At 36.0% G+C, this 14,813-nt stretch carries 13 protein-coding genes; 10 read left to right on the top strand and 3 right to left on the bottom strand.

What is annotated here, in order from left to right; all coding sequences use genetic code 11:
• Positions 1–132: 132 nt before the first annotated feature.
• Positions 133–1,854 carry a cellulase family glycosylhydrolase gene (locus AR685_RS03255; protein WP_059123694.1) on the bottom strand — a complete coding sequence of 574 codons (1,722 nt, stop codon included), beginning with the start codon at positions 1,852–1,854 and terminating at the stop codon, positions 133–135.
• Between the two features lie 488 nt (positions 1,855–2,342).
• Positions 2,343–3,305 carry a Gfo/Idh/MocA family protein gene (locus AR685_RS03245; protein ID WP_059123692.1) on the bottom strand — a complete coding sequence of 321 codons (963 nt, stop codon included), beginning with the start codon at positions 3,303–3,305 and terminating at the stop codon, positions 2,343–2,345.
• Between the two features lie 136 nt (positions 3,306–3,441).
• Here AR685_RS03245 and AR685_RS03240 point away from each other — a divergent pair, with 136 nt between their 5' ends.
• The 9 genes from AR685_RS03240 to AR685_RS03195 all read left to right on the top strand — a co-directional run bounded on the left by AR685_RS03240 (position 3,442) and on the right by AR685_RS03195 (position 12,311).
• Positions 3,442–4,092, top strand: coding sequence for a protein-L-isoaspartate(D-aspartate) O-methyltransferase (locus AR685_RS03240; RefSeq protein ID WP_047446110.1), 651 nt, complete (start codon positions 3,442–3,444; stop codon positions 4,090–4,092).
• A 447-nt stretch (positions 4,093–4,539) separates the two neighbouring features.
• A complete protein-coding gene (locus AR685_RS03230) occupies positions 4,540–4,935 on the top strand; it encodes a DUF1801 domain-containing protein (RefSeq protein WP_059123691.1) in 396 nt (131 codons plus the stop codon).
• Positions 4,936–5,032: 97 nt separating this feature from the next.
• Complete coding sequence (locus AR685_RS03225; RefSeq protein WP_059123690.1) at positions 5,033–6,004, top strand: 2-hydroxyacid dehydrogenase; 972 nt, start codon at positions 5,033–5,035, stop codon at positions 6,002–6,004.
• 57 nt (positions 6,005–6,061) lie between these two features.
• A complete protein-coding gene (locus tag AR685_RS03220) occupies positions 6,062–6,361 on the top strand; it encodes a hypothetical protein (protein ID WP_047446118.1) in 300 nt (99 codons plus the stop codon).
• 700 nt (positions 6,362–7,061) lie between these two features.
• Positions 7,062–9,047, top strand: coding sequence for a urocanate hydratase (locus tag AR685_RS03210; protein WP_059123688.1), 1,986 nt, complete (start codon positions 7,062–7,064; stop codon positions 9,045–9,047).
• Between the two features lie 139 nt (positions 9,048–9,186).
• Positions 9,187–9,480 (top strand): hypothetical protein, encoded by a 294-nt coding sequence (locus AR685_RS03205; RefSeq protein ID WP_228376379.1) that lies wholly within the window; start codon positions 9,187–9,189, stop codon positions 9,478–9,480.
• A 787-nt stretch (positions 9,481–10,267) separates the two neighbouring features.
• Positions 10,268–10,402 carry a hypothetical protein gene (locus tag AR685_RS18315; protein WP_262483871.1) on the top strand — a complete coding sequence of 45 codons (135 nt, stop codon included), beginning with the start codon at positions 10,268–10,270 and terminating at the stop codon, positions 10,400–10,402.
• A gap of 319 nt (positions 10,403–10,721) precedes the next feature.
• On the top strand, positions 10,722–11,480 hold the full coding sequence (locus AR685_RS03200; protein ID WP_059123775.1) for an NAD(P)-binding domain-containing protein: 759 nt from the start codon (positions 10,722–10,724) through the stop codon (positions 11,478–11,480).
• Between the two features lie 84 nt (positions 11,481–11,564).
• Complete coding sequence (locus tag AR685_RS03195; RefSeq protein ID WP_059123686.1) at positions 11,565–12,311, top strand: TonB-dependent receptor plug domain-containing protein; 747 nt, start codon at positions 11,565–11,567, stop codon at positions 12,309–12,311.
• 33 nt (positions 12,312–12,344) lie between these two features.
• Here AR685_RS03195 and tpx read toward each other — a convergent pair whose 3' ends face one another.
• Complete coding sequence (tpx, locus tag AR685_RS03190; RefSeq protein WP_082002144.1) at positions 12,345–12,917, bottom strand: thiol peroxidase; 573 nt, start codon at positions 12,915–12,917, stop codon at positions 12,345–12,347.
• 168 nt (positions 12,918–13,085) lie between these two features.
• Between tpx and AR685_RS03185 the strand changes: the two genes are divergently transcribed.
• The gene (locus tag AR685_RS03185) at positions 13,086–14,714 is read left to right on the top strand and encodes an NADP-dependent glyceraldehyde-3-phosphate dehydrogenase (protein WP_059123685.1); all 1,629 of its coding nucleotides are present in this window, start codon (positions 13,086–13,088) and stop codon (positions 14,712–14,714) included.
• Positions 14,715–14,813 lie beyond the last annotated feature (99 nt).

The raw sequence follows: 14,813 nt of genomic DNA, 5'->3' as shown, positions 1-14,813 counted from the left end.
TTTATGGACTGCCATCGCAGAGATTTTGGTCTGTATTTGTGATTAAGAAACCGCTACGATTTCTTAATTTTTTAGCTTTTAAAAAAATCCCTTTTTAGAGCTGAAAAGGGATTTGCAATTTAAGATATTTTCTTATTTCAATGTGAAAGAATTTAAATTTACGCCATTGTTTTCAAAATAAATTCTGATTTTATTTTCTCCTTTTTTAAGATGAATTCCTTTGGCAGAAACAGTTTTCCAGTTTTCATTTTCTCCGGTTGAACTTAATGACAAACTTCCCAATTGTTTTCCTGAAGCATCTTCAATCCCGATTTTTGCTTCAGTTTTACTTGAATATTGTACGTCAAAAGTATAAGTCTTCTCAGTTTTAGAATTGATGGTGTACTGTAGCCATTCTCCGCTTTCTGTTTTTCCGACGTAATATTGATTGTCTTTTGATTTATAAATATCAACACCGTCATTTCTCAACTGATTTCCAGAATTCCATTCTGATCTTTTTGCAGCATCACTTACCCAAAGATTGATGAAATCTTTATCTAAGTAAGCAGAGCCTATTCTTCCCAAATCATAATCTGTTGCGTTGATTTTTCCCGGAGCCTGTAGATTTTTAAAAGGCTTAGTAGAGCCATCTTTTGTCTGTCTGAACATGGCATCAATAACATCATTTTTGACTTCAACGTTCCTGAATTTGTAGTTTTCTGCAATCTGCATTAACGCTTTTGTTGCAGATTCTTTGGATGGTTTTTCTCCGTTGTTTTTCCAGTAATCTAAAAGTCTTTGATATTCGGGAGTGATTTTTACATTGGTAATTCCTGCGATATTATCGATTTTTTTCATTGGCCAAAAGGCATAACCGATATTGTGCTTATCCAGAAGCTGGATGAGTTCTGTAAACCAAACATTAGAATTTTCACCCGTTTCTCCTAACCAGATTGGCATATTGTGTTTTTCTCTGAGATCTAACGCAAATTTCAATGTCTCATCATTGTTATAATTCCAATATTTATGAAAACTGAATACCATATTTTTGTCCCAGATCGGAATTAATCCGTTATAATTATTTCCCCATCCGTTGCCTTCGAGAAAGATGATGTGTTTATTATCTACCTCACGGATCGCTTCAGTGATTTCTTTTTGTAGTTTCCAAAGAGGTGCATTAGACATTTCGTCTGTACCGTTCGGGTTTTTTCCCGTGAAATTGATATTCGGTTCGTTGATTAAATCATAACCTGCAATCCATGGTTCATCTTTATATCTTTCGGCTAACTTCTTCCAAAGCGCAATGGTCTTTTTCTGATTATCTTCGCTTGCCCACAGTGAAGGTTTTGTTTTATCATTGTCAGAGATATTTTCATCATTTCCCTGTCCGCCAGGAGCCGCATGAAGATCCAAAATCAAATAAATCTTGTTTTCTTTACACCATTGAAGCAGATCATCTGTCATTTTAAAACCTTCTTCAAGCCAAGTATTTTGTCCTTTTACCGTTTCTTTTTCGATGGGAAGCGTATACAAATTATAATGCATCGGCAGTCGCACAGAGTTAAATCCTGATTTTGCCAAAAAATCTATATCTTGTTTTGTAATTCCGTTTTTCAGATAGGCTTTGTAGAAATTTTCCATACCTTCCTGGCCAATCAGTTCTGCAATTTTCTCTTTAATCTTAAATTGCGGACCGGCAAAATCTGCAGTTTTAAGCATGTAGCCTTCCTGCAGCATCCAGCCTCCCAAGCCGAGACCTTTCAACTGAATATTGACACCTTTATCATTAACGATTTTCTTTCCGTCTGTTCTTAATAATTGTGATGTCCCAAATTGAGACAATAAAACTGCGGATAATAGGATGGCTCTTCTCATAGTTTTGATTATTTTAAATTTATGGGGGAGTTTTTAGTATTTAGATTGTAACAAATATATTTAAAAATTGTTGAAAATATTATCATTTAAAAATAAGTTCATCAAAAAAACGGAATTAGATAATTCCGTTTTAATTATTTTTTGATTGTAGATTTTAACCGTAAACTATCGAAAAACTGCTTTCCAAATTTAGCATGTAGATTATTATTCATCATCCTTTTATAACAGTCTTCATTTATTTGTGTCTGAGAAAAAGGTATACATCCTTGGGAATATAATGTGTCGAGAGTAATATGGTTCTCTTTCAGTATACGGCTGTACTCCTTTCTGTCAAAAATTTTATCGGATTGCAAATAATCATAATAAACAAATTTACTATTGTTAAAGTCATTTTTGGCTTTTTCATATTGTTGCTCACAAGAGAGGCTGCCAGTTTTATTACAGGCAACAGCGAGTATCAATATTATAAGGAAAAAACCTTTTTTCACTTAACTGATTAGTGTCATAATTTCCAATGCAACCTTCAAGGCCTCAGTTCCGTCTTCCAAAGAAACTTCCACATTTTTATCTTCCAGAATCGCATCTGCAAAAGAATTCAGCTCATCTAAAATTGCATTATTAGGCTGAATGTTTGGGTATTCAAATAAAATCTGGTTCTTTTCACCTTCCGCATTTTCAATAATCATATCAAACGGAGTTGGGTTTTCGGGAGCATCTTTCATTCGGATCACTTCTGCTTTTTTCTCTAAGAAGTCTACAGAAATATAAGCGTCTTTTTGGAAAAATCGGCTCTTTCTCATTGCTTTCATTGAGATTCTTGACGTTGTCAAATTTGCGACACATCCGTTTTCAAATTCAATTCTTGCATTAGCGATATCAGGGCTTTTACTCACCACGCAAACGCCGCTTGCGTGAATGTTTTTCACTTTAGATTTTACAACACTTAACAAGATGTCCAAATCGTGAATCATTAAATCCAAAACCACTGAAACATCAGTCCCACGAGGATTAAACTCAGCCAGACGGTGAATTTCAATAAACATTGGATTCTGAATATAATCTTTGGCTCCGATAAATGCAGGATTGTACCTCTCTACATGACCGACCTGAGCCTTGATACCGTGTTCCCGGCATTTATAAAGAATTTCTTGAGCTTGTTCAAGCGTTTGAGTAATCGGCTTTTCAATAAAAAAATGAAGACCTTTATCAATGGCTTTCAATGCGTAATCATAATGGTAAAGTGTTGGTGTTACAATATCCAACATATCGATTTGACTTAATAAATCTTCAAGATTTTCAAAATATTTATAACCAAATTCAGCTTCCAGTTTTTTACCGTTTTCAACGTCTTTATCATGAAAACCTATAAAGTCATATTTATCTGACTGATTCAGAAGACGTAAATGTATTTTTCCCAAATGTCCGGCACCTACCAAACCTGCTTTCAACATAAGTTTTTTATTTTTGTAAATATAGTAATTTTAGGTAATCGGAAACAGATGATAGGTTTTAGGTTGATAGATACTGATTGTTTTGCTATTTTTGTGAAAACTCTATTAACGAACACCTAATAACTACCGAATAATAATGCAGGATTCATTCGTACACAAAGGAAAAAGAAAAATTTTGGTTGAATATCTCCGTCAGAGAATCGGGATTTCAGATCCTCATGTGCTAACGGCGATGAATGAAGTTCCGAGACATCTTTTTATCGAAAGTATTTTCGAGGATTTTGCGTATGAGGACCGAGCATTTCCTATTTTGGCGCATCAGACGATTTCGCATCCCTCGACAGTAGCAGAACAGTCTGAACTTTTACAATTAAAAGCAGGCGAAAAAGTCTTAGAGATTGGTACGGGTTGTGGTTATCAGACTGCAGTTTTACTGGCAATGAAAGGATTGGTGTATACCGTTGAAAGACAGAAAGATTTATTTGATTATTCTAAAAAGAAATTCAGAGAATTACATTTGTACCCAAAATTTCAGAGTTTCGGTGATGGTTTTGCCGGTCTCCCGACTTTTGCACCATTCGACAAAATTATCGTCACTTGCGGAGCAGCAGTTTTACCGACAGAATTATTAAAGCAATTAAAAGTAGGCGGAAAAATGGTTATTCCATTAGGTCCCACTGATGAACAGGTTTTATACAGGTTTACAAAAATTTCTACGACAGAAATTGAAAAGGAAGAATTTGGAGCTTATAAATTTGTTCCGATGTTAAATAATACCAATCAGTAAAATAATGGTAAGTTGCTCATAACAGTAAAATAAGGATATTAATGATGAACCAGGAAAGAACGAATGCTGTAAAATCAATAATATTTTATATCGTATTACTATTGATTATTGTTGCAATAAATGTTTCTGGAAAATTCAAATCAGGACCATGCTCGCCCAGTCTAGATATTTTATCAGTTTTTGGTGGCATTATTATCAACATAACTTTATTGATCATTAATGGCATAAAAGCTTTTGTGATGAAAAGGGAAGCTCGACTTTCAACTTTTGTGCATTTTGCTGTCCTGATAATTTGGGTTATTTTAATTTTTGGAAAAATTGTTTGATTGCAGATCAACATTTCATACGATATCAATTTCTCTTTCGAGATGGAACTAATTCACCAAAAATTACATAGATTTATTACTCATAAAAGTTTTTGTAACTATATAAAAATAATGCAGTGATATGATTAATCCCGATATTCTTGATTACAACGAAAAGCAATCTGATACAGATCAGGAGATCTGTGCTTTGCTTTCAAAAATTATTGATGCACACTTAGGAGATTCAGAAAATAAAATCTGGCATGCTCATCCTGTTTGGTTTCTCGAAGGTAATCCGATTCTGGGCTATAGCAGACAGAAAAAAGGGATTCGCCTGATGTTTTGGAGCGGGAAATCTTTTAGTGAAGAAAAATTGAATATTGAAGGAGAGAAATTTCAGGATGCATCCATCTTTTTTAATGATAAAGATGAAATTGACGAAACTGATTTGAAGCGATGGCTCGAAAAATCTGTAACAATTCAGTGGGATTATAAAAATATTGTAAAGCGAAAAGGTGAATTAATAAGATTAAAATGACTTTTTCGGAATGAAAATTGAAGTAATTGGCCATATTACTGAACCTCACTTTTAAAAGTTGTGAGGTTTTTTATTTGAAATAATTAATCATAAAAGTATGAAAGTATTCATTAATAAAAGAATTCCGGAAATCGGTCTACAGATGCTGAACGAAGCAGGCCTTGATCTAACGATCCCCGAAAATCAGAATTTATCTCCCGAAGAATGGTTAAGATATTGCCAGGATGCTGATGCCATTCTGAATGTCGGACAAAACAAATATGACCAGAGTTTTTTTGAAAGCTGTCCTAATGTAAAGGCGATTGCATTATTTTCTGTGGGTTTTGATGCTGTAAATATTGATGAGGCAAATAAAAGAAATATTCCTGTGGGAAATACACCTGATGTTTTGAGCAGAGCCACTTCGGATATTGCTTTTTTACTGATGCAATCGGTTGCAAGAAGAGCAAGTTTTAATTTTGAAAAAGTAAAAGCAGGAGAGTGGGGAGATTTTGATCCTCTGCATGCTTTAGGTCAGGAATTGTATGGAAAGACTTTAGGAGTTTTCGGACTTGGGAGAATAGGTTTTGAAATGGCTGAAAAGAGCAAAAAGGCTTTTGATATGAATATTATCTACCATAACAGAAGTCATAACGAAGAAGCTGAAAAAGAATTGGGAGCAAAATATGTTTCTTTCGAAGAATTGGTGAGTCAATCGGATGTCTTGAGTATTCATGCAAGTTTCACACAGGAGCATGCAGATCTTTTTAATCAAGCAGTTTTTGAAAAGATGAAGCCGAATGCAATCTTTGTCAATACGGCAAGAGGTGGTTTTCATAATCAGACTGATCTGTACAATGCTTTGATCGAAAAGAAAATTTGGGGTGCCGGATTGGATGTGACAAATCCAGAGCCTATTTTGCATGACGATCCCATTTTGGGCCTTTCAAACGTCTGCGTGTTACCGCACATCGGCTCAGCGACTGTCGAGGCGAGAAACGGAATGGCAAAGTTTGCGGCTGAGAATCTGATTGCTTTTTCTAAAGGTGAAAAAATGCCACATTGTGCAAATCCTGAAGTTTATCAATAATAATGGAAGGTTGGAATCATTTTTGTCTCACTACTATTAACAATAAAAAATAATATTATGACTCCACATGACAATACTGAAGAGCAGGAAAGAAATCTAGAAGAAATGGATTATAATCCGGCAGAAGATATTTTCAATAAAGAAAAACATATTCCTCTGGATGGTGATGGAAATCCTATTATCAATCCTAATCACGCCAATGACGGCATGCCTTACGGCCTAGATATTCCGGGTGCTGAAGATGATGACAATTTTGAACAGATTACCGATCAGCTTCCTGATGAAGAAAATGAATTCTACAGCAGAAGCGATAATGAAGATGATCATGAAGAAGAAAATGACGATATTGTTAGCTAGTAAGATTTCAACATTATACCTAAAACCTCATTGACTGTTAGTGAGGTTTTGTTATTTTTAATACTTATCAGAATCAAAATTCCCCTGCCTTGGAGAGGTGGATTGGGGCGTAGGACAAAGACGGCGTGCTCAAACCACCCCGGCGAAAATTCGAAGAATTTTTGACACGTTTCAAAGGTGGGGAATTCGCTTACCTTGTATATTTTCAAAGAGAAGTTGCAGGAATTTTCTAATTTGAATATCTTTAAAACTTTGAAAACCGAAACTTCACGATGAGAAAACTTTTTACAAAATATTTCTTCGCTGTATTTCTCATTCCCATTTTGGTATTGGCATTTTTTTATTTTTTTGGAACAAAAGTCGAAGGTGAAACTTATAGTGTAAATAGAAGAATAAGCTTTGGAATTGATATCGATGGAATTTTGAGAAATCCTGTGTACAACATTCTTATTTTTTATGGTACATATCCAGTCTATCTTTTATGTTATTTTATTGTTTTTCTACTTCGAAGACATACAAACTTTATATTGTCGATAATGAATTTCATGATAGTTACTATGAACTTTTATTTGATTTGTGAGAATCCAGAAAATAGAATTCTAATTCCACTGACAATGTTTGGGTTTATATTTTTCATTTTTAATATCTTTAAAACCACAAAAAAGCTAACAACAATCAACCAACAACAATCAACTATATAATGACTTTCAAGGAACAGATACAGCAGGGGATTCCAACAGAATTACCTCAGCCAAAACCATACGAATCCCAAATCAACCACGCACCGAAACGTAAAGAAATTCTTTCAGATGAAGAGAAAAACCTCGCTCTGAAAAACGCTTTACGCTATTTCGAACCCAAATTCCACGCAGAATTGTTGCCTGAATTCAGAGAAGAACTGGAAAAATATGGCAGAATTTATATGTACCGCTTCCGTCCGGATTATGAGATGAAAGCAAGAGACATTGCCGAATATCCCGGAAAATCTGAGCAGGCAAAAGCCATTATGCTGATGATTCAGAACAATCTGGATTATGCTGTGGCGCAACATCCCCACGAACTGATTACGTACGGTGGAAATGGTGCGGTGTTCAGCAACTGGGCGCAATATCTTCTGACCATGAAATATCTTTCGGAAATGACGGACGAACAGACGCTGACGATGTATTCCGGTCATCCGATGGGATTGTTTCCCTCGCACAAAGATGCGCCGAGAGTGGTCGTGACAAACGGAATGATGATTCCAAATTATTCCAAGCCGGATGACTGGGAAAAATTCAATGCGTTAGGCGTTACGCAGTATGGACAAATGACGGCAGGATCTTATATGTACATCGGTCCGCAGGGAATTGTGCACGGAACGACGATTACCGTTTTAAATGCTTTCAGAAAAATCAACAAAGAACCAAAAGGCGGATTATTCGTCACTTCAGGTTTGGGCGGAATGTCCGGAGCTCAGCCAAAAGCCGGAAATATCGCAGGTTGCATTACGGTGATTGCCGAAGTGAATCCGAAGATTACCAAAATCCGTCACGAACAGAAATGGGTCAATGAAATCCACGAAAATCTGGATGAATTGGTGGCAAGAGTAAGAAAAGCTCAGGAAAATCAGGAAACGGTTTCTCTGGCTTACCTTGGAAATATCGTCGATATCTGGGAGAAATTTGATGAAGAAAATTTAAGAATTGATATTGGTTCAGACCAGACTTCGCTTCACAATCCGTGGGCGGGCGGTTATTATCCGGTCGGACAAACCTTTGAGGAATCCAATACGATGATGGCAGAAAACCCTCAATTATTTAAAGCAAAAGTTCAGGAAACCTTGAGAAGACACGCTTCCGCCATCAATAAACATACTGCGAAAGGTACCTATTTCTTCGATTACGGAAATGCCTTTTTACTCGAAGCTTCCAGAGCCGGAGCTGATGTAATGTCAGAAAACCCTACGATTGGAAGGGAGTTCAAATATCCATCTTATGTTCAGGATATTATGGGACCGATGTGTTTTGATTATGGTTTCGGGCCGTTCCGTTGGATTTGTACCAGCGGAAAACCGGAAGATTTGCAGAAAACGGATGATATTGCGTGTGCGGTTTTAGAGGAAATGATCAAAACATCGCCAGAAGAAATTCAACAACAGATGAAAGACAATATCACTTGGATTAAAGGCGCTCAGGAAAACAATCTGGTCGTTGGTTCGCAGGCGAGAATTCTGTACGCCGATGCGGAAGGAAGAATGAAAATCGCTGAAGCCTTCAACAAAGCCATTGCCAACGGAGAAATCGGAGCGGTGGTTTTGGGAAGAGACCATCACGATGTTTCGGGGACTGATTCTCCGTACAGAGAGACTTCCAACATTTATGACGGCTCGAGATTTACGGCAGATATGGCGATTCACAATGTGATTGGCGACAGTTTCCGTGGCGCGACCTGGGTGAGCATTCACAACGGTGGTGGCGTTGGTTGGGGCGAAGTCATCAACGGTGGTTTCGGTATGTTGCTCGATGGTAGCGATGATGCCGACAGAAGATTAAAATCTATGCTGTTCTGGGACGTCAACAATGGAATTTCCCGAAGAAGCTGGGCAAGAAATGAAGGTGCTGTTTTTGCGATTAAACGTGCAATGGAAGCGGAACCGAATTTGAAGGTGACGCTGCCTAATTTTGTGGATGAGAGTTTGTTTTAATTTGAAAATTTGAAAATGAGTTAATTTGAAAATGAATATTCACAGTCAATTTACAAATACATACTTTCTGCTTTTGTTGATAGTTTTTATTGTCATTATTCTTGTTATTTTAATATTTAAAAAGCAAAATTGGAAAGTTTTGTTTGATTGGAAAGTGATAGCAACTGCTTTTGTCATTACGTTATTGGGGTTGTTGTATTCTGAATCTTCAAAATCAGATGATTGGCTTATTGAAACTTCCGGTTTTCCAAAATATTTCTATATGAAAAAATATTCTTTAGGAAAAGATGCTTTTATGGATTGGGGAATTGTACAGTTTGATTATAGAAGTTTCTTGCAAAATTTTATTCTCATTTTTCTTTTATTAGATATTTTTAAACTCATATTTAAAAAGAAGTTTCAAAACACAAAACCACTAAAAGTAAATAATTAAGTAAAAAATACATCTTCAGAAGCTTGGCAAAAAGATGCTATTTTGCCATCAAAAGAGCAATGGAAGGCGAGCCGAATTTGAGAATAACGTTGGCGAATTTTGTAGATGAGAATCTTTTTTAATTTGAAAATGGGTTAATTTGAAAATACTAAAAACGTCCCCGTCACTTCGAGTAGAGTTTTGCAAAAACTCGTATCAAGAAGTTGTTGAATCACAAGATATTTTTAGTTCACTGGGTTCTCGATACATTTTTCCAAGCTTTGCTCAGAAAAACACTCGAACTGACGGAGCTTTGAAATTTATTCATTGATTTTAAATAAGATTTTCACTTCGTCACTTCGAGTAGCTTTTGAAAAAAGCGTATCGAGAAGTTTATGATTTAAAATATGAAAACCTGCTGTGAGGCAGGTTTTTTTATGTGAATAATTTTAAAGTTTTTAAAATTGGATTTGTAATATTTTTCGCAAATATTTTAATCTCTATTTCCAAACACAGATGGCGCGGATTTAAAATCCGTGTTTTTGCATCTTTTTGCAAATGCTTACGGATTGCAAATCTGCGAGATCGGTTTTTTTTGCTTGCTGAAATCACTGCTGTTAACCGCAAAGTTTTCGACATACTCACCTGACACAGTATAATCATGCATCTTGTATTAGATTTGTCAGTCTGAGCCTGTCGAGAACTTATTGATTTTGAGTTAAGAATTAAATTTTCAAAAATATTCTGCAATATTCAATTTTTTTATATTTGATTACTAATTAATTTATTAATCAAAAACGCAAAACGTATGAAAATTGCACTCACTAAGCTGAGCACTACAGATCTTGCGACTCTGGCTCAAAGAATTATTTCAAACATTCAGTCAGGAAAATATCCTGTGATTTCCAACCATCCTATTACCGCAACTCTGGAGAATTCTTAGACGAATAAGATATAGTCTACACCAAGCAAATTGTATAACCATTCCGTTCTCAATCTACTGTCGAATCCATCAAGCGCGAGTAAGGGAACTTTCGTGCGGCTGATTATTTGATCACGATAACAATTTTTAATGTAAACAGTATTTTTCATTGGCTTGGCCGAATCTTTGATTTGGTAAAAAATCTAAAAGACTAATCAGTGGAAATGATTTCTAATACGATGCTGAGCTCCTACGGGATGACAAACTTTGTGGAAATAAATTGATATTTTTAGAATTCTTAAAACGACACACCAATTATTAAAAATATTAAATGTTTAAAATGAAAAAACTAGGAATCATCGGATGCGGCTGGCTCGGAAATAAGATTGCAGAACGCTTATCAAATCAATACGATATATATGCAACAACAACGACGGAAGCGAAAGTTGAAGAATTTCATTCTAAAGGATACCATGCAACAATGGTCAACTTCGCAAATGAACTGGATGCCGAAATGAAAGAATGGGAAGCTGCATCAGACTTAGATGCGATTATCATCAGCGTGCCGTTTTCCGGAATCAGAGGTGCGCAAATTCCGATGAATGACAAACGGGAAAACTTGTTGAAGTTTATTGGAGATTTTAAAGGCCAGCTTTTTCTGACGAGTTCTACAGGAGTGTATGCTCAGGAGGAAAAAGAATTTACAGAAGATGATCAGCCTGCGAAAGATGTGGAGAGTGAAAGTTTCATTCTTGAAAAATTCCCTCAAACTAATATTTTAAGATTAGCAGGGTTAATGGGAGATCAAAGATTATTGAAGAATTATGATTTATCCAATTTAAACCAGTTGGTCAATCATATCCATTACGCTGATATCTGTTCGGTAATTGAAAAGATGCTCAACAACCAATCTCAATCTAAAGTGTATAATGTGGTTGCACCTGTTCATCCGAATAAACAAGAAGTCATTAACGCACAGAAAGATTTACCTTATGATGGCGAAAGAACAACAGTTGGAAGAACGATTTCACCTGTAAAATTGATTAAAGAGCTGGACTTTAAATTTCAATATCCTGATCCGAGGTATTTTCATTTATAATTTTTTAAATAAGTTTATTATAGAAAAATCTACTGTCTTTCCAACCTTTCATCTGAACTATGCATCTTTATATAAAAAGAGGCAATGAAAATTACTGTACCAGATCCATGTAAAGAAAACTGGGAAATGATGACTCCTGAAGAAAAAGGAAGATTTTGTTCTGTCTGTTCTAAAACAGTCAGAGATTTTACTGTAGCTTCTGATGCTGAAATAGTCGAGGCTTTTTCAACTTCTGCAGAAAATATTTGCGGTAATTTTTATGAATCACAGCTCAATAGAAATCTGCAATATTCTTATATCAATTCATTGTTTACAAAATTTGCAGTAGGTTTTATCCTGTCATCTGGAGGTTTTGTTTCGGTAAATGCACAACAGAATATATCAATAGATACTTTAAAGGTTGAAGAAATAGGGGAAGTAGTGATTTTTCCGGCATTTAGTAAAGTGACTACCCAGAGAATGTTTGTCGGTGCATCTACGGTAGTATCGGATGAAGCGTTGAGAAATCCTCAGAAAAACAACATCGCAGAAATTTCAGACAAATCACCAGGATTTATTCCCATTACAAAAGACAGTCCTGAAAAAAGACAAATGACGATCGGTGAAGCAAATTCAAGTATCTCCGGTAACTCAGATCCATTAATAGTGATGAATGAAAAAATAATAAGTTTGAAGGAGTTTAAAGAACTGGATTCCAACTCTATAAAAAGTATAAATATTCTGAAAGGTGAGTCTGCAACGACAGTATATGGTGAAAAAGGTAAAAATGGAGTTATTTTGATAACTAAGAAAAAGAATTGGAATTCAAAAAAAAGAACCTCTAGCAATTAATTACCAGAGGTTTATTTATTTTTAATGTAAATCTTAATTTTTCACCGCGTTAATCGCAGCTTCATAATTTGGCTCATGGCCAATGTCGTCAACCTGTTCTTCATAGACGATCTTCCCTGATGGATCAATCACAACCACAGCTCTGCTTAAAAGTCCTTTCATGGCAGAATCTGTCAATTCTACACCATAGGTTTTTCCGAAATCTGAACGGAAATCTGAAAGCATCACTACATTTTTGATCCCTTCTGCACCGCAGAATCTCTTTTGGGCAAAAGGTAAATCTTTAGAAATACAAAGCACAACCGTATTCGGAATATTCCCTGCATCTTGGTTGAAATGATGTACTGAAGCCGAACAGACTCCGGTATCGACGCTCGGGAATATATTGAGAATCACAAATTTTCCTTTGTAAGATTCTAAAGTCTGCTCTTTCATCGAAATATCTGTCAATGTAAATTTTGGAGCCTGCTTATTTACTGGCGGTAATTTTGCATAGGTATGTACAGGCTTTCCTCCCATCATTACGGTGTTCGCTGTATTAGAACTTTGAGCGAAAGTGGATACTGAGAAGCATAATAATGCACTGAAAACTAATTTTGAAAACATAAATTTTATTTTAAACAAAATTATTCTTTTTTTCAGAGCGCAACATTAATTTTAATTCAAAACACCATTAAATAGAGCAAATCTATGAGTTTGCTATTCCTAAAGTCGATCTTTAGCTCTAACTTTATTCTTTCAAATCTTCAAATTATTAAAAAAAGAAAACAATTTATGAGTTCAGCGAATACAGAAACATTTAAGGACATTTTTAAAAGTGAAAACGACATTCCGCAAGAATATAAAGTTGAGGAGATTCACCAGAGAGTTTACCTTCTCAATGGCGAACTGGTAGAGTGGAAGGGAGAAGTTACCGAAATCCATTCGCCGGTATGCATCAGAACCGAAAAAGGATTAGAAAGAAAACTGTTGGGCAGCATTCCCAATATCGGACCCGGCGACGCTATGGAAATTCTTGATGCATCAGTGAAAGCCTATAACAACGGTCTTGGTGAGTGGCCAACTATGTCTGTGGAAGGTCGCATTAAGTGTATGCAGAAATTTGTGTATTTAATGATCAAAGAGCGTGACCTCATCATTAAATTACTGATGTGGGAAATTGGGAAAACCTTACCTGATTCTACCAAAGAATTTGACCGCACGGTAGATTATATCAACCAAACCATCGATGCTCTAAAAGATCTTGACCGTGAATCTTCACGTTTCCAGCAGGCAGAAGGTACGATTGCTCAGATCAGAAGAGCACCGCTTGGAGTAGTTTTAAGCATGGGACCTTTCAATTATCCTTTAAACGAAATTTTTACAACATTGATTCCTGCATTAATTATGGGGAATACAATTATCTTTAAACTTCCTAAACACGGAGTTTTAGCGCATTATCCATTGCTGAATGCGTTCAAAGAAGCTTTCCCGAAAGGGACGGTGAATACTTTATATGGCAAAGGTTCAGAAATTATCACTCCGATTATGGAGAGTGGTAAAGTGAATGTTCTTGCGTTTATCGGTTCGAGTAAAGTGGCCAACGGCCTGAAAAAACTACACCCAAAAGTGAACAGACTTCGCGCAATTTTAAGTTTAGATGCAAAAAATGCAGCTATCGTCACTAAAAATGCCAATCTGGATATTGCTGTTAGCGAGATTATTCTCGGGGCACTTTCTTTCAACGGACAGCGTTGTACGGCGCTGAAACTGATTTTTGTGCAGAAAGATGTTGCTGAGGAGTTTACCACTAAATTAACTAAAGCCGTTTCAGAATTAAAAGCAGGTTTACCCTGGGAAAAAGACGTGAAAATCACACCGCTTCCGGAAGTCAACAAGCCCCCTTATCTTCAGGAATGTATTGAAGATGCATTGTCAAAAGGTGCCAAAGTTCTTAATGAAAACGGTGGATATAATGAAGAATCATTTGTTTTCCCGGCTGTGGTTTATCCGGTGAACAGTGATATGAAACTGTATCATGAAGAGCAGTTCGGTCCGGTTATTCCCGTAGTTTCTTTTGAATCGATTGATGAGCCGATCGATTATCAGGTGAATGCCGATCATGGGATGCAGGTAAGTATTTTCAGTGAAGATCCTCAGGAAGTGTCAAAATTGATTGATCCTTTCGTGAATCTGGTGAGCAGAGTAAATATCAACTGCCAGGCGCAGCGTGGTCCCGATGTTTTTCCATTTACCGGAAGAAAAGATTCCGCCGAAGGTACACTTTCCGTGTTTGATGCGCTTCGTTCGTTCTCGATCAGATCATTGGTTGCGGCAAAATCTACAGAATCTAATAAGAATTTACTAAATACGATAGTGAGAGATCATGATTCTAATTTCTTGAGCACAGATTATTTGTTTTAAAATTTAGCAAAGAGAAATTTTCATTCGCCATTCTTTATTTCGACAGACTCATCATAGAAGACGAAGGATAAGGACATAAAATTATTCTTTTTGGGCTTT

It is taken from the genome of Chryseobacterium sp. JAH, from assembly GCF_001507335.1.
Taxonomy (GTDB): Bacteria; Bacteroidota; Bacteroidia; order Flavobacteriales; family Weeksellaceae; genus Chryseobacterium.
This window is presented reverse-complemented; position numbering and strand designations above follow the sequence as displayed.

What these genes read in the sequence shown, in the direction of transcription:
- AR685_RS03245 (WP_059123692.1), bottom strand. Translation starts at nt 3,305, where the DNA reads ATGTTGAAAGCAGGTTTGGTAGGTGCCGGACATTTGGGAAAAATACAT.
- AR685_RS03225 (WP_059123690.1), top strand. Translation starts at nt 5,033, where the DNA reads ATGAAAGTATTCATTAATAAAAGAATTCCGGAAATCGGTCTACAGATG.
- AR685_RS03185 (WP_059123685.1), top strand. Translation starts at nt 13,086, where the DNA reads ATGAGTTCAGCGAATACAGAAACATTTAAGGACATTTTTAAAAGTGAA.
- AR685_RS03200 (WP_059123775.1), top strand. Translation starts at nt 10,722, where the DNA reads ATGAAAAAACTAGGAATCATCGGATGCGGCTGGCTCGGAAATAAGATT.
- AR685_RS03230 (WP_059123691.1), top strand. Translation starts at nt 4,540, where the DNA reads ATGATTAATCCCGATATTCTTGATTACAACGAAAAGCAATCTGATACA.
- AR685_RS03210 (WP_059123688.1), top strand. Translation starts at nt 7,062, where the DNA reads ATGACTTTCAAGGAACAGATACAGCAGGGGATTCCAACAGAATTACCT.
- tpx (WP_082002144.1), bottom strand. Translation starts at nt 12,917, where the DNA reads ATGTTTTCAAAATTAGTTTTCAGTGCATTATTATGCTTCTCAGTATCC.
- AR685_RS18315 (WP_262483871.1), top strand. Translation starts at nt 10,268, where the DNA reads ATGAAAATTGCACTCACTAAGCTGAGCACTACAGATCTTGCGACTCTG.
- AR685_RS03195 (WP_059123686.1), top strand. Translation starts at nt 11,565, where the DNA reads ATGAAAATTACTGTACCAGATCCATGTAAAGAAAACTGGGAAATGATG.
- AR685_RS03220 (WP_047446118.1), top strand. Translation starts at nt 6,062, where the DNA reads ATGACTCCACATGACAATACTGAAGAGCAGGAAAGAAATCTAGAAGAA.
- AR685_RS03240 (WP_047446110.1), top strand. Translation starts at nt 3,442, where the DNA reads ATGCAGGATTCATTCGTACACAAAGGAAAAAGAAAAATTTTGGTTGAA.
- AR685_RS03255 (WP_059123694.1), bottom strand. Translation starts at nt 1,854, where the DNA reads ATGAGAAGAGCCATCCTATTATCCGCAGTTTTATTGTCTCAATTTGGG.